The organism is Pseudomonas sp. PDM32 (assembly GCF_019219225.1).
Classification (GTDB): Bacteria; Pseudomonadota; Gammaproteobacteria; order Pseudomonadales; family Pseudomonadaceae; genus Aquipseudomonas; species Aquipseudomonas laurylsulfatiphila.
Window position 1 is genome coordinate 35,516 of record NZ_JAHUWE010000017.1, and the last position, 23,655, is coordinate 59,170.

General features: G+C 60.4%; 16 protein-coding genes. All 16 read right to left on the reverse strand.

Annotated elements, in window-relative coordinates; translation table 11 throughout:
- Positions 1-11 precede the first annotated feature (11 nt).
- A complete protein-coding gene (gene tssA / locus KW846_RS26845) occupies positions 12-1,598 on the reverse strand; it encodes a type VI secretion system protein TssA (protein WP_218486107.1) in 1,587 nt (528 codons plus the stop codon).
- Positions 1,595-4,936 (reverse strand): ImcF-related family protein, encoded by a 3,342-nt coding sequence (locus tag KW846_RS26850; RefSeq protein WP_371321778.1) that lies wholly within the window; start codon positions 4,934-4,936, stop codon positions 1,595-1,597. Before KW846_RS26850 ends, tssA begins: the two co-directional genes overlap by 4 nt.
- Entirely contained in the window at positions 4,933-6,093 is a 1,161-nt protein-coding gene (locus KW846_RS26855; protein WP_218486108.1) for a hypothetical protein, read from the reverse strand. Before KW846_RS26855 ends, KW846_RS26850 begins: the two co-directional genes overlap by 4 nt.
- A 3-nt stretch (positions 6,094-6,096) precedes the next feature.
- Positions 6,097-6,441, reverse strand: coding sequence for a PAAR domain-containing protein (locus tag KW846_RS26860; RefSeq protein ID WP_371321779.1), 345 nt, complete (start codon positions 6,439-6,441; stop codon positions 6,097-6,099).
- Between the two features lie 89 nt (positions 6,442-6,530).
- Complete coding sequence (locus tag KW846_RS26865; RefSeq protein ID WP_218486110.1) at positions 6,531-7,568, reverse strand: hypothetical protein; 1,038 nt, start codon at positions 7,566-7,568, stop codon at positions 6,531-6,533.
- Positions 7,569-7,712: 144 nt separating this feature from the next.
- Positions 7,713-8,747, reverse strand: a complete 1,035-nt coding sequence (locus KW846_RS26870; RefSeq protein ID WP_218486111.1) for a hypothetical protein — start codon at positions 8,745-8,747, stop codon at positions 7,713-7,715.
- Positions 8,748-8,775: 28 nt separating this feature from the next.
- Positions 8,776-10,812, reverse strand: a complete 2,037-nt coding sequence (locus KW846_RS26875; RefSeq protein WP_218486112.1) for a lipase family protein — start codon at positions 10,810-10,812, stop codon at positions 8,776-8,778.
- A 39-nt stretch (positions 10,813-10,851) separates the two neighbouring features.
- The gene (locus KW846_RS26880; RefSeq protein ID WP_218486113.1) at positions 10,852-11,274 is read right to left on the reverse strand and encodes a hypothetical protein; all 423 of its coding nucleotides are present in this window, start codon (positions 11,272-11,274) and stop codon (positions 10,852-10,854) included.
- Positions 11,271-14,165: a type VI secretion system Vgr family protein gene (locus KW846_RS26885; protein ID WP_218486114.1), complete on the reverse strand. Its 2,895-nt coding sequence runs from the start codon at positions 14,163-14,165 to the stop codon at positions 11,271-11,273. Before KW846_RS26885 ends, KW846_RS26880 begins: the two co-directional genes overlap by 4 nt.
- Positions 14,162-16,804, reverse strand: a complete 2,643-nt coding sequence (gene tssH, locus KW846_RS26890) for a type VI secretion system ATPase TssH (RefSeq protein WP_218486115.1) — start codon at positions 16,802-16,804, stop codon at positions 14,162-14,164. The genes KW846_RS26885 and tssH overlap by 4 nt, the downstream gene beginning before the upstream one ends.
- Before the next feature lie 150 nt (positions 16,805-16,954).
- Entirely contained in the window at positions 16,955-17,446 is a 492-nt protein-coding gene (gene tssD / locus KW846_RS26895) for a type VI secretion system tube protein TssD (RefSeq protein ID WP_218486116.1), read from the reverse strand.
- A 15-nt stretch (positions 17,447-17,461) separates the two neighbouring features.
- Positions 17,462-19,189 (reverse strand): OmpA family protein, encoded by a 1,728-nt coding sequence (locus tag KW846_RS26900; RefSeq protein WP_218486117.1) that lies wholly within the window; start codon positions 19,187-19,189, stop codon positions 17,462-17,464.
- A gap of 10 nt (positions 19,190-19,199) precedes the next feature.
- Positions 19,200-19,883 carry a type VI secretion system protein TssL, short form gene (gene tssL / locus KW846_RS26905; protein ID WP_218486118.1) on the reverse strand — a complete coding sequence of 228 codons (684 nt, stop codon included), beginning with the start codon at positions 19,881-19,883 and terminating at the stop codon, positions 19,200-19,202.
- The gene (gene tssK / locus KW846_RS26910; protein WP_218486119.1) at positions 19,880-21,235 is read right to left on the reverse strand and encodes a type VI secretion system baseplate subunit TssK; all 1,356 of its coding nucleotides are present in this window, start codon (positions 21,233-21,235) and stop codon (positions 19,880-19,882) included. The genes tssL and tssK overlap by 4 nt, the downstream gene beginning before the upstream one ends.
- Before the next feature lie 41 nt (positions 21,236-21,276).
- The gene (tssC, locus tag KW846_RS26915) at positions 21,277-22,815 is read right to left on the reverse strand and encodes a type VI secretion system contractile sheath large subunit (RefSeq protein ID WP_218486120.1); all 1,539 of its coding nucleotides are present in this window, start codon (positions 22,813-22,815) and stop codon (positions 21,277-21,279) included.
- Positions 22,816-22,849: 34 nt separating this feature from the next.
- Positions 22,850-23,353 (reverse strand): type VI secretion system contractile sheath small subunit, encoded by a 504-nt coding sequence (gene tssB / locus KW846_RS26920; protein WP_218486121.1) that lies wholly within the window; start codon positions 23,351-23,353, stop codon positions 22,850-22,852.
- Positions 23,354-23,655: the final 302 nt, after the last annotated feature.

Here is a 23,655-nt window from a genome sequence, read left to right on the forward strand (position 1 = left end):
ATAAATGGGGTTCAACCGCACAGTACGGAGGCGCGTACCGGATCGATGGCAACCAGCGCCGCCAGCAACGTCTCCATGCGCCTGGCCAGGGCCGGCTTGTCGGCATCGTTGCGCTGCGCTTTCAGGCGGGTCAGCTTGAGCAGGCGGGCCTTGACCTCGAAATTCAATTCCGGCTCCCAGTCCGCCAAGGCCTGGCGCTCGGCCGTGGCATCCAGTTCACCGAGCAGGTGCAGGGCCAGGTCGTTCTTGCCACATTGCTCGGCCACCCGCGCCATCAGCAGGCGCAGCAGCCAGCGCTGGCGACCGCTGTGAATGTCCGGGCGCGCGGCCAGCCAGGCCAGTGCATGTTCGACGCCGTCGCTGTCTGCCTGGGCCAGCGCCTCGTTTTCCAGGGACAGAATCTCGCCATCGGCCATGACCGCTGCCGGGGCCGCTGCGGGCAGGAGCTGGCGCGACTGTTGCGCGCTTACGTGCTGAGCGATCCATTCACGGGTGGTCTCGTCGGCGAACGGTGTACCGTCGTTCCACCCCAGCGCCTCCAGGCCCGGCAGCCGTTCGAGGAACATACCCAGGTCGCGCTTGACGATGTCGGCCCAGCCGTCGTGAGGCGCCGGTAGTTTGCTCAGGGCCTGGACCAGGTACCACTGCAGGTCCAGCCAGAAATGGTTGACCCCCTCGGCGAATATCCATTCGACCTGAACAAGCAGTTCGCTCCAGTTCTGTTGCTGATACAAGCGCTTGAGTTTCGCCCTGGATTCTCCCCTGGGCGGTGAAATACGCGTCGTGCCGCTGGCGTCCTGTAGCGGCGGCTCGTGCAAGGTATCCCAGCGCAAACTCTTCATCAGGCGGTGCGCCGCCAGCCAGCCCAGGGGCTGGTCACGCAGGTAGTCGGCCAGCTTCCGGCCGCTGTCCAGCAGGTCGCGCCCGGACTTGATGGCCAGGCTGTCCGGCGCGCTGGCCTGGCCGACGGACTCGTGGCTGGCGCTGTGTTGCGGCACCACCGCATCGACCCCACCAGACTGCGCCAGGCGCGCCGACAACGCCCCATGCAACGCATCCAGCTGCGGCCGCTGATCCTCGGGCCAGTCTTGCAACCCATGTTCAAGCCAGGCCAGCGCCGCCACCGTGCGTTCCGCCTCGGTCTTGACCACCTCCGGGTACAGCGACAGGCTGTCCAGCACCTTGCCGCCGGTCAACCACTCCAGGGCCATCTTGCGGCTGTTGGCCCTCACGGGAAGCACATCGCCGGCGTACCGCTCAACCAGCGCCGCCAATAAACCAAGGCCATCGGCCAACCCCTTCTCACCGTCCTTCTGCAGGCGTGCCCACAGGTAGTAAGTGGCGACGCGCAGATCCTTGCAGCGCTGGCCGAGCAACTTCTCCGCCAGCTGAATCACCTCGTCGACGTTCGCGCCGGAGAGCTTGTTGACCTCTTCGCGCATGCGCTGGAAGTCATCGTCATAACCCGGGTCTTCACCGACCGGCGACTGCGCGCTGATGGGCTGCAACCAAGATTGCCAACAGTCGGCCTGGGTACGGGCAAGAGCCAGCGGGTCACGTTCGCCGAGGCAACGGGTGATCAGTTTGAGCAGGCTCATGGGTAACTTCCATTCTGCGCATAAGGCTGCGCTTGAGTGCCTTCGCCGAGAAAAATCTGCGCCGGCAATTCAAAGCCGCGCAACTTGAGCAGCGCCAGCGGCCCTGCGCCCAGTTCGGTGCGCAGGTGCCAGGTCAGGTCGAGGCCATCAGGTGCCCTGAGCTGCACGCGATACTGGCTGTCGGTGTCGTTCAGCGCGGTGACTTTCGCTTGTTCCAGCAGACGGATCAGGCCCCAGGTGCCTTCGTAGTCGCCGAACAGCCGTTCATTGGCCAGCACACTGATCCACAACAAACGCGTGCCCGGATGCTGGCTGAAGCCCGGCCAGCTGAAGCGCTGCCAGCGTTCCTTCTGGTTGAAGTACTCATGCTTTTCGCCGTTGAGGATGAACGTGGTCTGCACCACATCGCGCACCGGCTTGCCGCGCAGCTCGAAACTCAGGCCCATGCCGCCGTCGGTGTAGAGCACGTCGGCGAGGTGGCTGAGCTGGTTGATCGCCGTCAGGAACTTCGGGTTGAAGTGCAGACCCTGGCTGTGCCGCGCGTCGGCCACCCAGCGGCTGCCTTCTTTGCGCAGCACACCGCCCAGTTGCTGTTTCAGAAACTGTTCGATGCGCCCGGAATCGGCGCGGATCATTTGCCCGAGCATCGGCAGCGAGGCGTCACTGCTGGTGGCGGCAAAGGGGTAACGACCGGCGAAGGCGCCGTGCCAGTCCTTGACGATCGCCCGTTGCCACTGGCTGTTGAGGCCCGCCGTTGACGGTTGCAGCACCCGTTGCCAAGCCTGCTCCAGCGGCTGCACGAACAGGGTCTGGCCGATCCCGTCCCACTCGGCGCCGAGGCTGGCGGCGAGCAGACTGCCGTAGGCCCGGGTGTCGGTGAGGTCGACGCGGTGCCCCTGGAACACGCTCTGCGCCAGGGCCTGGGTCATGGCCTGCGGGTTCGGCGCGTTGCTCACTTGCTGCAGCTTCAGACGCACCCGGGTGACGCGGTTGAGGAAGGCTTGCAGGCTCAGGCGCTCGCTGTCGTTTTTGTTTTCGGCGTCCTTGCCCAGCAGGCTCAGCAGCGGCCCGAAGGTGGCGTCCAGCGGACCGACGCTACCGGGCACGGACTGGTCGATCGCGGGCACCTTGTCCTGGGCCAGCAATTGCTGCGCGGACTGCAGCAACGAATCGGCCAGGGCCTGGCCACGGGAACCGGCCTGCCCCTGATAGGCCAAGGTGTTCATCAGCGCGATCAGCGGCGACTGGCGCACGTCGCTCATCAGCGCCAGTTGATCAATCACCTCGCCCAGGCTGTCGACCGGTTGCCAGCGCAGGTGGTTGAGAAAATCCAGCCAGGCGTTGGCGTAGTCCTGGAAGTAGCGCTCGGTCAGTCGCTCCTTGAGCTGGTCCGGGGTCAGTTCGACGGCGAGGCTGGCGGGATTATCGCTGAGCACCCAGTCGATTTCTTCGCGCCGGGTCTCGGCGATGGCGGCGATGGCCGGCCGCACCTGGCCTTCCCAGGCCTGGCGGGTGAACACGCCGGGCACTTCGGCCGATGTGGTAAACAGCGCCGCCGCCTCGGTGTCGCCGACCATCTGCTGTAGGTTCAACGCCGGCGCGTGATTGGCCGCGCTGTCGAGGACGCTCTGGTACAGGCTGGCTTCGCCATTGCGCTGGCCGAGTTGGCCGAGCAGTACTTGGCGGGCCTGGGCCACCAGCCGGGGGTCGGCTTCGATGCGCCACTGTGGATGGCGCGCCAGTTGCTGCGCGTAGAACTCCCACAGGCCCGGCGACAGTCCGGCCCGGTCCGGCTCGGCGTCGCCAAGGACCTTGGCCAAGAAGGTCGCGTCGACTTTTTCCGGGCGCGCCAGCATCAGGTAAGCCTTGAGTTGCGCGTAGGCCACACCGGCACGCTTGCTGCGTTCGGGGCTGTCCGGCGGCAGTTTGACCATCGCGTCGAGCCGCGCCTGCAAGTGGGCCACCGCCGGATCGCGCAGCAAGCGTTGATTGGCCTCGACGTAACGCGGCCACAGCGTGGCCAGCAGCGCATCGTTTTGATTCAGGCCGAAGCGCTGATACCACGGCGTGCCGTGCTCGGCGCGGTAATCCAGGCGCCCGAGCTCGCGCACCAGTTCGTTGAATGCGAGGAATTGTTCATCAGCGCTTTGCGATTGTTCGAGGGTGGTCAACACCGTCTGCACCTGCGCGATCTGCACGCGGTTGCTGACGAAAGACAGCAACAGACCGGTGCCCCAGACCACGGCCAGGCCCAACGCCAGCCCATAAGCGACGCGCGGCGCGCTCCAGCCCAAGCGCCGGCTGCGCGGTTTCGGGGCGTCCAGCACGCCCTGCCAGACCGGGCCCATCGGCCAGAAGTGGTCATCTTTGCGATCCGTCTTACGGGTCAGCGGCAAGCTGAACCACAAGCCGCGCAACGGCAGGTCCTGCCGGAAGACCCCGAACCACGGCGCCAGCGCCTGACGCCAACGGGCCAGGCCTTCGACCTGCAAATCCCGCGACAAGCGCAGCAGGAAATCATGATCGGGCCGCGTGCTCATCTGCGCCCAGCCTTCGTGGCGCAACGGTTCCAGCAAATTTTTCAGCGCGTGTTCCAGGATCGGCGGCGTCAGGTGTGACGGCAGCACGCAGCCGACCGCCTGGGTTGGGCGCTGGTCCTGCGCCCACGAACTGGCGCAGACCTGCCACAGGTGCAGCGGCAACGACCAGCCCAGCGTGCGCGCCAGATCTTGCAGGTGACGTGCACCGTTACCCATCAGGTTGTCGTCGACGCTCTGCTCGGCGTTCAGCGCCCAGACCACGCCGTCGAGGGCGCACCAGCGGGTCAAGGCGCGACAGCGGTCGAGTACCGAGGCGTCCAGTTTGGTTTGCACACTGCCACCCCAGAGCAACAGGGTGTTGTGGTCTTCCAGCCAGTTGTCGTTGCTCAAGCCGGGGGCGATGGCCTGGATCTGCCCGGGTTCGCCGACGATGAGCAGGAGACGGGTTTTGTGGCGCCAGAGGTGGCCGTGGCGCTTGCGCATACCATCCTGCAACTCGACGAGCATGGAACCCGGATTACGCGATGGAGGTAACCCGCCATCCGCTTGCGGATAGACGTTGTTCACCAGCCCCAGTTCTCGGTGATTATGTCGTTTGAGATGCATCAACAGGCGGGGCGTGAGACACCCCACCATCGCAATCACAATGATCAGTAAATAAACCAGGAGTCGGTGGTGGTTTTCCTCCAACCCCACTCGGTCGCCATACCCCCAAATGATTTTTCCCAACACCGCCAGCAGTGCAAGAATCCACACCGCTGCACCACCACGCCGCCACCAACTGCTCCAACTCTTCATGCCAACTCCCTCTTGGTAACGGTGCTGATCCAATGCCGTGTTTTTTCTTTCGCCAACAGCACAAGGGGTTGTCGCTGATGCCGAACCAGGTCCACGCCGAGTGCCGCCAACAGCCAGTGACTGAAGGGTCCCGGTAGACCGCAAAGGTGCTCCAGGACCCACTGTTGCTCGACCTTCAATGAAGCCCCCTGAGCACTGCCCGTTGCCAAGACCTCGCCGATCACCGGCTGCCAGTCAGTACCATCAGCCAACAGGCCGGTCGCCAGCCGGGCATTTGTCTGGGTTTGCAGGAACAGCGGTAGCTCGCTCTTGAGCGCGGTGATGTCCAATGGCATAGGGCGCAACAGCTCCCCCAGAACCGGTAGCTCCCGAGCGCGAGCAAGCCTGTCCGGACAGAGCAGCAACGCCGCCAAACCGTCGGAGTACGCCTCCGCGCCGTTAACCTGCAGCACCAGGATCAATTCAAAGGCGGTGCTGGCCGTCCGCAACGTTTCATCGATCCACTGAAGCGATAATTCGCGGGTCACATTGACCGTCGCGGGCAACGCCTTGCCCGTCGCAGCCGCCCAAGTCTGTTGCCAGGCATCACGCAATGCCGGGTAATGCTCGGGCTCGACATCGCTCAGCACAGTGACCCGCAATGCCTGCTCCACCGGCAAGGCTTGCAGGGCCGCAGTCAATGCAGGCACCAGCAGTTGCAGTCCCGCCTGTGCACGCCCCTCTCGTACGGGTAAGGCTGCAATACGGCAGGCCTGTCCTGTCCGTGGTTTCAAATTGGGCTGTGGCTGAGCCAGTACGCCGGCGGATACTTGCTCCGGCAACACCACACAACTGGCGCTCACCGCCAGGGAGCGCTGCGCCCAGTCCTGCCAGGTCAGTTGCGCACATTGCGTCTCCTCTTCAAGAAACTGGTAATGGCTCAAATCCCGACCGTGGGCATGCGCACGGGCGCCAAACACCAGGATCCAGATGAGCAGCGGCGACGCCGCCAAGGCCCAGATGTTCAGCTCCCGCAGTTGGGGTACACGTTCAGAGGCGTGCAGCAAAAACAGCAACACGCAGGCCAGCAACGCCGCGCCTGCTGCTAATAGCCAACGCCCCGTTGCAGGGGGTGTTGGCGCCTGCACTCTATCGGGTGCCCGACGATCCCAGCCCATGGCTCAACCCACCACGCAATCGGCAACGCTGGCAATCACCTGGCAGCCGCATTCACTTCGGCAACCGTGTATCACCATTGCTCGACCGTTTTCGGACCAGTCCTCACAGCCTTCGACAATGGGGTTATCTCCGTGTATCGGGCAGCTGACTTCGTCACCTATCAGTGCCACCGGCCTGCCATGAACGATGGTCGTGGACGTAGCCGATATTACGTTTCCATCGTGGGTAGTTTTATCACCCAGCAAAACAAATCCTAGGGGCATAAAATTCGAACTCCTTGGGTCATGAACTCGGATGCACAATGCACTCAAGTATTTTCTTGAAGCCTTAATGGATGACTCTGTCATCCTCTGGTCATAACAAAAGCAATCTTTTGAAATGTGGGAAAGTCACATCTACCTACGAGGTCGCAAGCTCCAAATTTGCGCGTATGGCATCACCACCTTTCCACGGGAAACTCGACCTTGCGCAGCGGGTGCGCGCTCACCGGCAATGGCTCCGTACGCCCGTTGGTATCGCTCTTGTCTCGGAATATCTGGCCGTCCTGGCCAACCAGTCGGTAGCTATACGCCGGCAGTTCATTGCCCCATTCGTCCACGATTACATAGCGGCCATATCCAGGTTTTTCAGGCTCGGGTAGCCAATCGGGTAATAGGTCTGGGCGGCGGTCTGGACAGTTGGCGTAACGCCAAAGTGAGAAGCAATCGGCGGCGCGTCCGGTACGGATGGTTTGTAGCTTCAAGAAGTCGGGTTTGGCGCGAGGCACGGACTCCATGCTGCCATCAGGGTAGGTGAAAGTTGCATAGTTACCTTTTTTCTTTACTTTAGGTCCTTCCGAGCGAACCAGAAAGCCGGTATGTAACATCGGTTCGAAATATACTTGGCGCGCTTTTAATGCTTGATAACTCAAAAAATAATCATTCCCCTCTGTTATTAGGCTAACGTCCTTTTTATACGCTCCAATAAAAGACTCACTTACCCAAGGGTAGTAATCTTTTTTGATCGTCAGATCCCCATCAACTTTGATATCCGCTCCGCCTCGAGGCGAGTTGTTGTAGTCGAATATCACGACCACACCTCCACCAGCACCATAGGTCACGTTTTCGCCAAACTGAGTCGGGTCTGCATAGACAACACCAAAAGTCACATTGGCCAGATGCCATTTGCACGCGCCGCCCCCGTCCTTTAGCAGCTCGATTTGATAGAGGTCGCTCTGCCCCTGACGTTGAAACTCCTTGTAAACGGAATGATGACCGTCCCGCTCAACGCGTTGGCCACTGGCCCCCTGACTGATACGTTTACAGGTGGCAGAGCGATACATGACCCACATGGTTTCGGTTTTCAGTTCCTTGGGCAGTTTCACGGTCACGGTGATTTTTTCGCTGTCCGCCGGCGGCGCCAGGCTGTAATCCTGGCCGCAGCCACTAAGGCTGAAAAACACTGCAAATAGAACGTAGGGTGTCCTGTAAAACATGCTTTTGTCCTTGGCCGTTTTGACGAGCCTAAATGGATGCTTTCTTCGTAATAGACTCGCGGATCCGAAGGCATTGAAGCGCTCTATCGATTCGCCACGGGTTGCTTGCAATGTTCTCGAAAGACAGATTTCGCACAGAAGAAATCACCATACCTCCACGGGAAACTCGACCTTGCGCAGCGGGTGCGCGCTCACCGGCAATGGCTCTGTACGCCCATTGATATCGCTCTTGCCCCGGAAGATCTGGTCGTCCTGGCCAATCAGCCGATAGGCATACGCCGGCAGTTCATTGCCCCATTCGTCCACGATTACATAGCGGCCATATCCAGGCTTTTCAGGCTCGTGTAGCCAATCGGGTAATAGGTCTGGGCGGCGGTCTGGACAGTTGGCGTAACGCCAAAGTGAGAAGCAATCGGCGGCGCGTCCGGTGCGGATGGTTTGTAGTTTCAAGAAATTAGGGTGCCATTTACCATCAGCCACGACGCTACCGTCGGGATAGGTGAAAGAGGTGTAATTGCCTTTTTTCTTCACCCTCGGCCCGGATGAGTAAATTACGAAGCCGGGATGCAGAACAGGCTCAAAGTAAACTTTTCGTGCCTCCAGCGCTTGATAGCTGAGATAGATACCTCCCTCTCCTGCCAAGTTGACTGTTTTTTTGTACGGCCCCAGGAACTCCTCATCAATCCAAGGGTAAAAATCCTTCCTGATCGTCAAGTCCCCATCAACTTTGATATCCGCTCCACCCTGTGGCGAATTGTTATGGTCGAATATCACGACCACACCGCCCCCAGCACCATAGGTCACGTTTTCGCCAAACTGAGTCGGGTCTGCATAGACAACACCAAAAGTCACATTGGCCAGATGCCATTTGCACGCGCCGCCCCCGTCCTTTAGCAGCTCGATTTGATAGAGGTCGCTCTGCCCCTGACGTTGAAACTCCTTGTAAACGGAATGATGACCGTCCCGCTCAACGCGTTGGCCACTGGCCCCCTGACTGATACGTTTACAGGTGGCAGAGCGATACATGACCCACATGGTTTCGGTTTTCAGTTCCTTGGGCAGTTTCACGGTCACGGTGATTTTTTCGCTGTCCGCCGGCGGCGCCAGGCTGTAATCCTGGCCGCAGCCACTAAGGCTGAAAGACATTGCGAATAGAACGAAGGGCGCCCTGTAAAACATGCTTTTGTCCTTGGCCGTGTTAATAGGCTTAACTGAAGGTTTTCTCGTAATAGGCCAGCGGATCCGCTATGGCATTGAAGCGCTGTAGCGCCTCGGCACCGCCCTCGGCCTGCTGTGTCGCACTCAGGGCCTGGTCAATCAGCTTCTGCAGCTCCAGGAACACACGATTACGCTCGATTTCATCCGCGGGAATGTTGGCGTAGTGATCCTTCATCTGTTGTTCGAACTTGCGCCGTTGTACCTGCCGTTCCAGCAACGGCTCCCGCGCAGGGTCGATCGACTCCAGCAATTGGTTATGGATATAGGGCTGGTACTGCGACATGAAGTGATCGCCAATGCTCAGCAGCCGGTTCACATCCGGGTGGCTGTTGCGCGGAAAGAATCGGGCACGACTCTCGGCGTTCAGCGAAGCGTTCAGACGCTCCTGAGCCTGCTGGGCCCGCGTGTCATCGACCTCGCTCAGGCTGGGAACCAGATACAGCTTGGCCTTTTCCTGCAACCGGACGGTGATCGTGCTGCGATAGGGTGCACCATCGGGCTTGCGGTAGGCGGGGTATGGGGTGATTTCCTGTTCCTTGTGCTGCTCTGCCTTGAAAAACATGGCCAGTTCGCCGTGATGGCTGAACGGATCACCGTGTTTGAACATCGCACTGGCCAACGCCTGGCGCGTTGACCAGCTAAAGCCCATGAACGTGCCCATCGGTCCGAAGACGTCATACAGATGATTGTCCAGCGCCGCCTCGGGTGGCACGCGGGGAATGGCATCGGTGTCGTTGACGTGGCGGAAGTGCCATAGCTCGCTTAACGAATGCACGGCCTTGAGGGTAAAGGTGCGCGGCATGCCGTAGGTGTACAGAAGAGGATTGCGCTCTTTCAGCGAGGCGGCATGTACAAGTCCAAGGGCGCCACCCAGGCTATGGCCGCAGATGAAAAGCTCCTTGGCTCTAGACTCTACAGTAATCGTCTCGCCCAGATGCTTGGCATATATCCGCCTGGCTATTTCGAACGCATCGCGAAAGCCCAAATGCACACTGCCTTCCGGAACCAGATCAGCACAGGGCACCTTGGGCTCGCAATTCGCCGCGACCTCCGGTTTTACCGGGCGAAAAGTCGCATCGGTGCGCAGATCGGCCAACCCATTCATTTCAGTGCCGCGCCAGGCCACCAGCACCTGCGATGCACTAACGGCATAAAACAGCTGGGTATCACCTTCCGGTGGCTCTGCCTTAGCGGTATCCAAGGGCTTGACCGTCATATAACGATCACTGAAAGGGACATCAGTCACCAGGCAGGGCCACGCCTGGCCGTTATCCCAAACCCGGGGCGTGCGTGAGAGGTCGAGGCATTGCTGCTCGAAAAGCTCCTTGACGGAACCCAGTTCTGTTTCGGCCTGTGTGCTGTAAGCCAGAATACTCATCAGCCCCAGGTTGTAAGCGTTAGCCAGGCTGTACTCGGCTTGGTGGTGCAACACCAGAGACCAGGCGCGAAACGGGCAGATTTCCAGTACGTGTCGGCGATCCAGTTGCTCATCGCCAACGGTGAACCCGCTGAATGTCCGATCCGGAAACTGGAAGGCCGGGAGCTGTTCCGGGTCTTCCAAGGCTGGCGTGAACGTTGGCCGTTGATCGCATAGCTGGCCGATGCGCAGGTAGTGGTAGCCATGACCGGCCGCGAGGGCCTGCTTCTCGATCGGCGAAAAGCCCGCGCGTTGCGGACCATACAGCGGCGTGCGGTCACCAATACCGGGACGGCGCGGCTCGGCTCGTTCGGCTCGCAGACGACGAGTCTGCAGTAGTTCGGCCAATGGATCGGCCTCGATCTTCAGGGTGATGGCCAGCGGGTGCAGGCCGTCGATGCGGATTACGCCTTGGGCGTCACTCTGACCTACATATTCGGCGGCGACGCCAGCGCGAGTGGCCTCATTCACCGCGCGATATGGCATGTTCGCGAGGGGATCGCCCTGCTCGTCCACTAGTTGAAACTCGACCCAGTGCTGTTTCTGTTTACCACCAATAAAATCCTTGAATGGGTTAAGCGTATCGGTACGGTGCAAGTTGTCGTTCATATCACTCCCTTATTACTATTGAAACAGCAGCTACCACGCTTAAACCAAACGAAGCCTTTCTCTAAAAAAAATTGAAACAAACTTTAATAACTCGGAAAATAGCAACAAGCCAAACATCAAGACAGCAGACGTAACACCTACGACTTTTGAGAACCACAAAACAAAAGACAAAGATGGCACTGCAAGTATTAGCCTGAGCGGGATTTGAGCGTAGGCCAAACTTGGCGCCCTACTCGACCCTCGAATAAACAGATACACTGAAAAAAATATCGAAATATTTAAAATCAAGCCCAACGACAAAAACAGAACAGAAACAACCCCATGCTCCGCGCTTAACGGCACGAAGGATTGAATATCACTGTAAAATGGGACCCGACCGCTAGCAAAGTTGAGATAACAGTACCGAGCAACATAAAATAAATCCATTCCACCCCAGAATAAGAAAAGCCATCCTGTTTTCATTTACCCTCTCCCTCTTTTTCATATACGTTATCGGCCGTTCCTGGCTGCCAATACCAAGATCTCCCACTATTAGCCCAAGAATCATCCCCCTCCAGGAAGGTTTGAGTTATGCGTCGTTCTTCTCCATACCGGTGTATGACAGATTGCTCTTTAAGAGCCCTGTCGGCGTCGTCAGGCAGAGGCTTCCAAACCTGAATTTTGTCGCGCTTAGTATTCATGTAGTCCCTGCCTTCCGACCCGAAAAGTCGCCCCTCATCGCCCATGGATATGAGGCGATTGATTGCCATAAGAGCGGTGTTTTTCAGGCCATGATAATTGTGATCAGTTGTCACCCAATGCCCCGGACCAGACTCCGGCACTTCATTCGGAAGCTCAATTTTCAACGCTCCCGGCACCAAGGTATGAACACTCATGGTCCGGCCATCCTTGTCGGTCACCCCGTTAAACACCTCTCCTTGTTGAGTGGTGATGCGGTAACGGGAAAACGGCATCGGCGCCTGAACTTCATCTTTCACGGTGTAACCAGCGGAATACCCCGATGGTAGCGGTGTGGTCGGTGTATCCAGACTGGCACCGCCAAGCTTCTGCACATGGGCGCCCTTGAGGTAGATGTTGCCGGGGGCACCTATCTCGATTTCGCCGCCCTTGAGGCGGATGTAGGCGCCGCCGCAGTTGAGCAGCAGCTCTTGCGGGGCGCTGATTTCCACGCGGCCTGCCACGCTTTCGATCTTGATGTCAGTCTTCGCCAGGGCGTGCAGATGGCTGCCTTGGGCATGTAACTCGACCTTGCCTTTGGCGGCCTTGAGTTGCAGGTCCGCCTGTTGGGCGAACAGGCTCACGCCGCCTTCGGCTGTGGCGGTGAAGTTCTGCCCGGCGCTGATATCGGTGTTGTGCGCCGCCATGATGCCCACGCTTTCGCCGCCGGAAGACAGGCACACGGCTTTAGGGCTGAGCACGCCGATTCCGGCTGGGGCATGCAGCAATACACCCGGTTGTGCCAAACCTTTGAGCGCCTCGACTAATCCAGCCTGACTGTCGGTATCACCCGCCGTCACTTGGCCGTTACGCGCCGCCCGCGCCAGGGAACGCGCCAACGACAAGGCGCTTTCCAGCTGGTCGATGGCGGCATCCATGTCTAGTTGCCCTCCCTGAGCCCTGGATTGTTTATCCGCACTGATGAACAGGCCCTTGCCGCCACGAATGGCACCATGACCATCGCTACGCAGTTCAAACCCTTCCCCACGTTTCTTCCGCTGGCCATCCACCAGATGCCCGAGGTTGAGTTGGCTCTTGCCGCCATACTCGGTGCCGAGCTTGACGTGCTCCTGCCCCCGCGTGTCGTCCATGCGCAACTTGTTGTTGGCCGGCGTACGCAGCACGTTGCGGTGGTCGTTGCGCTGGGTCACCAGGTCGGGGTGCTGGTCGTCGTGCAGGGCATGGGCGATGTAGGGGCGGTCCGGGTCGCCCTGTTCGAAGGCGATGGCCACTTCGGTGCCGGCGATCAGCGGCAGGTGCAGGCCGTAGGTGTCGCCGGCGTAGGCGCGGGCCTGGCGCAGCCATTTGCTTTCGCGGCCGGCGGGCCAGGTGTCGCGGTCGAAGAGGAATTTGACCCGGTAGCGCCCTTGCATGTCGATTTCGGTGTACAGGGGGTTGCTCTGGGGGTGGGTAACGCGCGCTGGCAGGGTGCCGGCGATTTGTGGTTTGGGCGGTACTTCTGGGCGAAAGCACAGGCGCAAGGCGTAGGGCATGGCTTCGAAATCGCAGGTCAGGCTGCGGTCGCGGGCGGCGCGCGTGGTGATCTTTGTGATCACCACGCGGGAGGCGAAGGCCTTGGGGGCGTCGCCGCTGATGGTCAGGACCTGACCCGGGGCCAGGGTGGCGCTGCTGCTGGTGCCGCTGAGATGGGTCTGGTTGTTGAGGTAGCGTTCGTGGCGCAGGCGCGCATAGAAAAAGCCGCTTTCGCTTTGCAGGTCTTCGTCGCGCAGGTGGGACTTGCCGAGCACGCGGTAGGGTTCGGCGTAGTGGTAGGCATCGCCGTAGGTGTTGTCGGCGACGCCGCGGGTTGTGGCCACACCGTGGGTGGCGGGCTCGCCGCGGGTCTGGTCGACCTCGCCGTCGAGAAAGGCACGGCTGTCGTCGGGGTGATAGGCGCGTACGCTGACCTGCTGTTCCACCACCCGGTGGCGGGTTTGCAGGGCCCAGACGCTGTCCTGCTCGCTGTTGCTGAAGCCCGACGGCGAGCGCAGCGGCAGCTCGACGTCGAACTGGTAGCAGCGCTGGTCGTCGCAGAACTCGACGACGTCGAAGGCAAGCTCTTCGTGCTGGATGCAGCGGTACCAGATGCCGACGTCGGCCAGGATCCGGCTGATGAAGGCCAGGTCGCTTTCCTGGTACTGCATCACCTGCTCGCGCGGCGGGTACTCGCGCTTGAGGTTGAAGCGAAAGTGCCCGGTGTCCAGACCGTGGCGGTCGCGCAGAATGCTTTTGACGATGTCTGGCACGGACTGGTGCTGATAGATCCGCGTTTGCTGGCCGCGATCGAGCAGGGCCAGGCGCGGTTGCAGGGTGACTTCGTAGCGGGCTTCGTCGATTGAGCCGGACAGGCGCTGGCAGGCAGTAATGCGGCCATAGACGGTGCGCAGGGGCTTGGGCGGCCTGGGCACTTCCCAGTCGAACACGGGCACGTTGGACGGTGCGTCGTACAGGCTGAACTCGGCGTACTGGCCGATGAATTTTTCCGCGCCGATGTCGAGGTCGCTGGCGGTGAATTCGATGCGGTAGAGGTAGGGTTGGCTAAGGTGCTCATGGCCCTCGAAGGTGAGGACGTCGAGGTGGGTGTCGAGCTGGTCGATCTTGAGTGTGTGGCGGTTGTGGCCGAGAACAGGGTTCATGCTCGGCCCTCCGGTGCAACGACCGAAGGTCCGTCGGTGAATTGCAGCGTGATGCCCTCCTCATCGCTGTAGCCCAGGGTCACGCCAAGGGTTTTGTATTTGGCGGCCTGACGCTGCAGCAGCTGTTGGCTGAGGACCGGCAGAATCTGCTGGTTGAGCAGGCTGTCGATGTTGCGCGCACCGGTGTCGGGCAGCAGGCAGGCGGCGACCAATGCATCGTGCAGGCCATCCTCAATCAGGCAGGCCAGGCCGTAATGGCTGTGCAGGCGACTGGCGACCTTGGCAAGTTTCAGGGCGACGATATGCTTGAGCGCGTCGGCCAGCAGCGGGCGGTAGATCAGGGTCTGGAAGCGGGCGAGCAACGCCGGCTGGAAGTGCTCGCGCAGCAGCGGTCGCAGCCATTCGTGCAAGTCGCTCTCGCTGGCTTCGGGCTGTTCGCGCAGACCGTTTTGCAGCTCATCGCTGCCGAGGTTGGAGGTCATCAGGATGACGGTGTTGCGGAAGTCGATTTCGCGCCCTTCGCCATCGCGCATGAAGCCGCGGTCGAACACCTGGTAGAACAGGTTGAGCACGTCGCGGTGGGCCTTTTCCACTTCATCCAGCAGCACCACGCTATAGGGCCGCTGGCGCACCGCTTCGGTGAGCACGCCGCCCTGGCCGTAACCGACGTAGCCCGGTGGCGAACCTTTGAGCTGGCTGACGGTGTGGGCCTCCTGGTACTCGGACAGGTTGAGGGTGATCAGGGATTTTTCGCCACCGAACAGGCAGTCCGCCAGCGCCAGGGCAGTTTCGGTCTTGCCGACACCGCTGGTGCCCACCAACAGGAATACCCCCAACGGCGCCAGGTCTTCGGTCAAGCCGGTCTTGGCTGCGCGCAGGCGCTGGGCCAAGGCACCGAGGGCAGATTCCTGGCCAATAACCCGCTCGCCGAGTTGCCATTCCAGAGTTAGCAGGCTGGCTTGTTCGTCCTTGAGCAAACTGCCCAGGGGCACGCCGGTCCAGTCGGCGATGACTTCCGCAACACTGCGTGCATCGACGTCCAGGGACAGCATTGGCTGGCTGCCCTGGGCCCGCAGCAATTGCTCCTGCAGTTGCGCGCAGAGGTCGCTGCGGGCCGGTTCGGCCTGACGCGCATCGAGCAATTGTCGGGTCAGGTCAAGTTCATAGCGGTACTGGCACAGCAAGTCGTCCTGCTGTTGTTGCATCTCGACCTGCTGCCCGGCGATCAGCGTCAATCGTTCGCTCAAGTCGCTGCCATTGAGTTGCACATCCTGTTCCAGTGCGCGCCGCTCCAGCTCCAGCGCGGCATGCCGGGCCTTGAGCCGCACCAGTGCCTGGGGCTCGCAGTCGAGGCTCATGCGCACCCGCGCGCTGGCGGTGTCGAGCAGGTCGACGGCCTTGTCCGGCAGCTGGCGGCCCGTGAGGTAGCGCCGCGACAGGCTGACCGCGGCCTGCACCGCCGCGTCCTGAATGTGCACGCCGTGATGGCTGGCGTAACGCGCCTTGAGACCACGCAGCATCAGGCAGGCGCTGGCATCGTCCGGCTCGTCGACCTTGACCATCTGAAAGCGCCGCTCCAGGGCGGCATCGCGCTCGAAGTACTGTTTGTATTCGCTCCAGGTGGTCGCGGCGATGGTGCGCAATTCGCCTCGCGCGAGGGCCGGCTTGAGCAGATTCGCCGCATCCGCCCCGCCCGCCTGGTTACCGGCGCCGATCAGGGTGTGAGCCTCGTCGATGAACAGCAGCACCGGGTTGGCCGACTGCTGCACGGCGTCGATGACGTTTTTCAGGCGTTGTTCGAATTCGCCTTTTACCCCGGCGCCTGCTTGCAGCAGGCCAAGGTCCAGGGTGCGCACGCTGACTGCCTTGAGGCTGTCGGGCACGTTGCCATCGGCGATGCGCAGGGCCAGGCCTTCGACCAACGCGGTCTTGCCGACGCCGGGCTCGCCGACGAGGATCGGGTTGTTCTTGCGCCGCCGGCTGAGAATGTCGATGACCTGGCGGATTTCATCGTCACGCCCGAACACCGGGTCGATCTGCCCGGACTTCGCCTTGGCGGTAACGTCCTGGGTGAATCTGTCCAGTACCGCTTGCAAGGCATCGTGCCCGGCACCGTCAGCGAGCTGCGTCGCCGGGAGCGGGTCCAAAGCGCTTTGCTGTTGTACCTGCGGGCGTTCCTCGGAGTGTTGGTCGAGCAAGGCAAACACCTGCTGCAACTGGACTTCGCTGAGGCCCAGTATTGACCAGACCGCTTCGCAAGCCAGCAGGTCCGGACGCTCCAGCAATGCGCCGAGCAGGTGTGCCGAACGCAGGTTGTCGTGGCCCTCCAGCGATGCGCGCAGCCAGGCGTTCTCGATGAGTTTCTGTAACTTGCCGCACAACTGCGGCTTGCCCTGTACGCTGCGCGGCAGCCTGTCGAGGTGGTCGAGCAAACCGCGCCAAAGCGCATCCATGTCCCACTCATGACGACGGGCGATAAGGGTCAAGTCGCCCTCGCCCTGCTCCAGCAACTTGAGCAGCCAGTGTTCGATACTGATCCGCCCATGGGCACGGCTTTGACACAACGAAGCCGCCGCGCTGAGCGCCTGGGCGCAGTAGGGATTGAGGCGGCGAAGCAGGCGCGCGGAATTGGATGTCATGGGGATACGTCCTTGTGCTGGAAGTCTAGCCTGTGGTCGGTTGTGGCAATGGAAAGAGGCAAGATGAGCTGGGGTGAACGTCCGCGAACAGACGCTCAGCCCAGCACACCGAAACCAGCAGGCAGAGGCCTGCCTGCTGGTTATTCAGCGTTACCCTCTACTACGTTTGTCCCATTTATCGTCGTGTTTGAGGTTTCCGTCCTTGAAGTCCCAGAAGATCTCCTCGTAGCGCAACTCAACCTCTTCCAGGTGGTTGAATTTCGCCTTGTCCGGATCTTTGACGTCGTGCATTTTCGACTCGACCTTCACGACCTTCACTTTTTTAAGCAGGGTGTTGTAGTACTCGACTTCCTGGCCTGCGTTGTCGATGCGATAAAATTTGAACTCGGCGCTCTCGAGTGTCTGGCCTGTAGTAGCAGCCTTATAGAGGTATGTGCTGGAAGCATCGATTTCCTTAGTGAACACGTACGGAGCATGGGTCCGCGTACCGGTCAATTTTCCGGTGTTATCGTCGCTGGCGATGTAGACGCTGTGGTTGTGAGCGACCACCTCGATACTGCCTTTGCGACCTTGCACGGTCACTGAACCTTTAATGTCCGCACCGCCGTCATCTTTCAGCCACAGGTAAACGGGAATTGCCATGTGAAGCTCCTTTTCTCAGAACACTGATGCCGCGTTTGCGACAGGGGGTTGTACGTCTGCCCCGGCCGTGGGTAGCGCGCAGGCCCCCACTTCCGGCACCAGACGGATATCGACGCGACGGTTGGCCTGACGCCCCGCCTCGGTGTCATTGCTCGCGATCGGCTGGCTCTTGCCAAAGCCCTGCACCGCGAAACAGCTGTCGGGGATGCCGCCCATGCGTTGCATCCAGTCACGTACCGCTGCCGCACGGGCGCGGGATAACTGCAGATTGTGTTCGTCGCTGCCCACGGCATCGGTGTGCCCGGCAATCACGATCAGCCAGCCAGGTTGGGCCTTGATGCCGACCAGGGCGTCGATCAGCACCCTGGTCGATTCGGGCTTGAGTCGGGCACTGGCACTGCTGAACAACGACAGGCTGTCCAGGCGCACGGTTCGCGCCGCGCGTGCCGGCATCGGCCCCGTCGACGGTTGCCTGTGGTTGGCGATGGTCGACAGCAACCCTGCGCGCAATTGCTCGCCGCGATACAGGCCAAGGCCCAGCGCCAGGGGCTCGCCCCGGCGGTAGTAATGGTCGAGGCGCACCGCGTCCTCGCGCAGCACGTTCAATGCTTCTTCCCGTTGGGCAAATTCGGGTTGATCGCGACGCTCCGTCGGGGCAATGGACGCATAACGCCGCAGGTCATCGCTGACCTGACGCAGCAGCAGGGTGTTCTGCCAGGCCGAGCTGGTCAGGGCGACAACGGCGGCAGCCGCGAACAACCACAATGCAATCACGCTGGCGCGACGCATTGGCAAACGTCGGGCCTGTACCGGCAGCAGACTCAGCAACGGATCAGGGAACGGCAGCGACGCATCCGGCGCTTGTACCTGTGCATCGGCGTCCCTCAGCCCGGTCTTGCCCCGCAGCCATTGCCCCCACAGATTGCCGGTCATCATCCCGGGCAGTGTCGGTACCAAGGTGCTGACGCAAACCAGCGGCAAGCCGGCAGGATGGCGACCTTCACGGCTGGCGAAGTGCGCCAGGACATATTCATCCAGCCAGGCAGCAGCACTGTTGAGCTGGACGCTGGCCTGCAACCGTCGAGTGTGAATTGCATTTTCAGCGGGCAGGCGATGCCATTCGTCCGGGCCAAGGCACGCCCCCCCTTCACGAATGTTGCAGGTGTCCTGGCCGGCTTCCCAACTGAACCAGGCCCCCCTGCTCGCCGATGATTGCAGGTAGCTGACGAGCATCAGCGGCAGCGCCATACCACGCTGACGAATCAGCCCGGCCTGGTAATTGAACGTACGCACGTGCCCGGCCAACACCGCGGCATCGGTGTGCTCGCCCGGATTGACAACGAACATCACGCAGAGCTGCCCGGCCCACTCGGGACGCAAGGCCAGGACACTGTCAGTCAACCCCGGCAGCTGTTGCGCACGGGAGACCCGCAGGTAACAGCCCTGCTCGGTCATGCGCAACGCCGGCTGGTCGTTGCACGTTTCACCAAACAGCCCGGCCAGGCCATCACCACACACCAGTACCACCGGATGACCATACGCTGCCGGTGGCAACGCCAGGTGGTCGAGCGAGCCGGGTAATTGCCGTTGACGCGCAGCCCGGACACAGGCGAGCGCAACGCAACCGACAACGATCAGGGCCACGGCGGCACGGCCCCATCCGCCAAGCGGGATAATGGCCAGCAGCATCAGAGCCAGTGCACCCGCCCACAGCCAGAGCCCTTGTTTGAGTTTGAGCGTCATGGGCTCCACCTCAGGCTTGCGCGGCCAAGAGCGTCGCAACCAGACCACCCAACAGCTGGTCGAGGCCGTACCAGACACCGGCCAGCAACAGACCGGCAGCCAGGACGTTGACCAGCGGCGAGCGCATCCAGCGCAACGCCATTGCGCCATGGCTGGCGCCAAGGGGTGCGGTTAATGTCTGACGCAGCTTCAGTGGTGCGACCCGAGCATTCAGGTCGGCCAGCAGTTGTTCACGCTCGGGGTCATTGTCATCGCGATAACGGCCGCGAAAACCCAGGGTCAAAACCCGCTGGAAGGTCGTCAGCACCAGAAGGTCCGGCGCCGGTTCGCGCAGTACCTCGCGCATGTCCTCGTACAGGAACTCCCCGGCCTGGTGGCGATTGAAAAACTTCGCTTGCAAGGGTTCACTGGCCCACCGGGAATGGACATCGATATCGGCGCGGTTGAGCATGGTTTCATCCAGCAGCGCGCATTGAGCGTGGCTGATATGGTCGATGCTGCGTTGGGCCAGGCCGGCATCCATGAGCCGCTGGCGAACGTGCTCGACCTGCTTTACGCAAAGAGCCTTGACCTCATCGCTGCTTTGCGCGGAGGCCCCTTGCCGCAACTCGACCACCAGCAGGTAGCTGTCTTGCAACAACGCGTCGATGTCGACCGTCATGGCGGCCGGTTTTTTCGCTTCGATCAGGTTCATGCACGTAGTACCGCGAACAGTTCAAGTTTGACGTCGGCCAGAGTGCTCGGGACGTACAAGGCACAGATGCCCTGGTCCCGAATGGCTTGCCCCTTGGCATGGTTGAGATCCAGGGCGAAGTACTGGTTTTCCAGGCGCAGGGGGATGGCCGCCGGGACATGGCTGAGGGACTGCAACGGCACGCCATCGAGGGCGGCGTTGACCAGTTGATCGACTTCGTCCGGTGTACCGATCTTGCACAGTCGCGGGAACTGACTCTGCAATTGCACGGCTGGCAAGCGGCAACGCACCGACAGATAGAAATCGGCACTGTCGGGCTCGCGCAAACGGGCGTCGTCAAGTCGGACCTGCCAACGGTTGGCTGCGCTCTGCTCGAGTGTCAGGGCGATGACGCGAGAAGGCAGGCTGGCCTCCAGCAACGTGGAGATCATGCGCAACAGCGGCGGGAACACGCTTTCCAGTTGTTCGTGGCGGTAAGGCGGAATCTGCTCGACATCGTGTTCGAGGGAAAAGGTCAGCAGGCTGCCGGCCAGTTTTGTCAGCTCCAGATAGACCTGCTCGGGATGTCGCGCCGGCCAGGCCTTGAGATCGGCCAATACCGGCTGGTAAGTGTTCAAGGCATTGAGCAACCAGAACAACGACACGTCGGCCACGGCGAAGTCGGCCATTCGCTGGTTACTCTCACGGCGCATGCCCATCAGCCGCTGACGCTTGGAGGACAACTGGGTCAACAGGTTGTCCAGTTGCGTCAACAGCCCCGGGTGCGCCGCGAAACTGAGCAGCGGCGGCACATAGTCAGGATCAAGGCTCCAGACGCCCTGCCCGTCACGCACCAGGCGCGCGATCGGGCAGGTCAGGTAATCGCCGTTCTCGTCGTGATCGAAGCGCAGGCTCAGCACGTGTTCCAGTACGCCGACCGATTGCACTTCATCGGCGTAAATGTCCTGCACCTGACGCCAGTCCTGACGATAACGGGTGGGTCGATCGGCCTTGTCGGCGTCGAACAGGCAGTTGTTGCCATTGGCCTGTTCCAGTGGCAAGGCCAGGAGCAAGGTCGCCGCCTGGGTATCGTCGGACAGCAGGCGCGACAGCTCCAGCCCCAGGGGCAGTCGATCGACATGGTCGGTGTCGATCAAGGTGCCGTCGGGCATGCGCAGGCTAAGGCGAGTGGCCTTGAGCTTGCCCAGGCGCAGTGCTTGCAGGTCAAACGCGACGTCATGGACGCCCCAGGGGTGCACCAGGGACAAACGAGCCAGACACTCGTTGGCCCAGGCTTCCCAGCGCGCCTGCTGCTGGAATTGCTGCGGGGACAGCAATGCCCCCGCGGCCCACAAGGGGCGGTCGATTTTCATGAGGTCGAATCCCTACGCAATGGGTTGGGTATGCACAGGGCTCAGGCTTTTGCCTTGGGCATCTGCGAAACCAGCGACAGGTTGACGTCCATGCCTTCCACCTGGAAATGCGGCACGGCGTACAACTTGACGCGGAAGAAACCCGGGTTGTCCTCGATGTCTTCGACGGTGACCCGGCCAGCCCGCAACGGGTGCGAAGCCTGCAGCGAGTCGCCCGGATCGTTCATCTCGGTGACCAGCCCGCTGACCCACTTGTTCAACTCCAGCTCCAACAAACGGCGATCCTTGGTGGTGCCGATGTTTTCGCGCTGGATCAGCTTCAGGTAATGGGCAATGCGTGACAGCAGGAAGATGTAGGGCAGGCGCGCATTGATCCGGCTATTGGCGGTGACCTCCGGGGTATCGTATATCGCCGGTTTTTGCGCGGAGTTGGCCGAAAAGAAGCACGCGTAGTCACGGTTCTTGTAGTACGAGAGCGGGATGAAGCCGAGGTTGGCGAACTCGAACTCGCGCGTCTCCGGAATCATCACTTCCGAAGGGATCTTCACCTGATTGCCTGTGCCCAGATCGTACAAGTGGATCGGCAAGTCGGTGACCGCGCCGCCAGACTGCGGACCGCGGATCTGCACGCACCAGCCGTTGGCGATAAAGCTCTTGACCATGTTGGCAGCGAAGGCAAACGAGGCGTTGGTCCACAGGTATTTGTCGTGGTCCGGTCCCTTGACGCTTTCGATGTAGTTGAAACTGCGCACCGGAACGGTGTCCGGGCCATACGGCAGACGGCCCAGCACGCGGGGCATGAGCAAGCCGATATAACGGGCATCATCACTGTCGCGGAACGCTTTCCACTTGATGTATTCGGCACGGTCAAAGTAGTTGCCGATGTCCTTGATGGCGGCGACTTCTTCCATCGAGTGCTTGCCAAAAAAAGCCGGGCCGACGGAGCCGATGAAGGGCATGTGCGCGGCTGCCGAGACTTTGGAAATATTGCGCAGCAAGGCAATGTCCTGCGGGCTGCGGTCGAACTCGAAGTTGGAAATGGCAGCGGCGATCGGCTCACCACCCGGGGTGTCGTACTCCTGGGTGTAGGTATGCACATACAGGCCACTTTGTGCGATCTCCGGTGCATCCTCGAAATCCTGGACCAGGTGATCCTTGCTGATATCGAGCAATTCGATGCTCACGTTCTGGCGGAAATCGGTCTGATCGATCAGCGATTTCACACCGCGCCAGGTGGACTCCACCCGCTGGAAATCCGGGTGATGCATCACGGCGTCCAGTTGGCGGCTGATTTGTGCATCCAGCGACGCAATATGTTCATCCAGCAGTGTCCTGTCCAGACGCCGGACTTTGCGCGAAGACTGTTTGATCAGATTCAAAAAAACACTGACAGCGGCAGTCACACGCTCATCGGCGGATACGTCCGACAGTGCCTCGGAACTTTGAAACACTTCGATTTCGCCCAGCACTTTTACCGGGTTGAGATTGATCTTGCCAAACAACGCGCCATATACGCCTTGGCTTTCTTCAGGCAACACTGTAGTGCCGCGCGATTGCGCGTGAGAATGCTCAACAGACATTTTTAAATTTCCCTTTTAAACGAGCCGAGGTGAATTAACGAATGTGTTCCGGAGTCAGGGCAGCCAACTCATCTCGCAGTTCGTCACTCAGTGCCTCGTCCACGAGAATACGCTCCAGTTCCTGGCGGAACGTGGCATTGTCCAACAGGTTGGACTTGAGGTCGCGCAGCAGGTTACGCATAGCAAGCAGTGCGCGCAGTTGCGGAATTTGCCGAGCCACTTGTTCCGGCTCGAAATCCTTCAAACTCCGGAAACCCAGATCGACCGCCGCTTCGCCGGCATCCTCTGCCAGTGTGTTGGCCACCGCCAGCTTGACCTCGGGAGAAAACTCCGCCAGTACACTATCGAAATTATTCTTGTCGATGGCGACTTTGCTTCTCTCCGACAACGGCCGCTGTTCCTTGCCGTTACTGTAGTCGCCCATCACCATCAACTTGAGCGGCAATTCGACTTTTTTCTGTGCATCGCCCGTATGCAAATCGAGCTTGATGTTGACCCGTGCCTTGGGCACTTCGTTTTGAAAACTACCAGAAGCCATAAATCCTCCCAGGATATTTGTAACAACATACAACGTTACAAAAGCTCAACAACACAATCGAACTCAGGAATTGAGCCAACAATACGCAATCAAACAAGCGGACGTAACACGCAAACTTGCTTCGACTACGAAAGACTAGCCTTTCCAAAAGGAACCGCAACTACGGAAACAAACACTCAAACACTACCAGACGCAATAGTGATTCATCTTACAAAGACATTCCAACCGCCTAATTAAAATTAAGAAATATATTACATTGCGATCAGATCTTGCCTGCTCTCTAAATATCTATTTCCCACGCA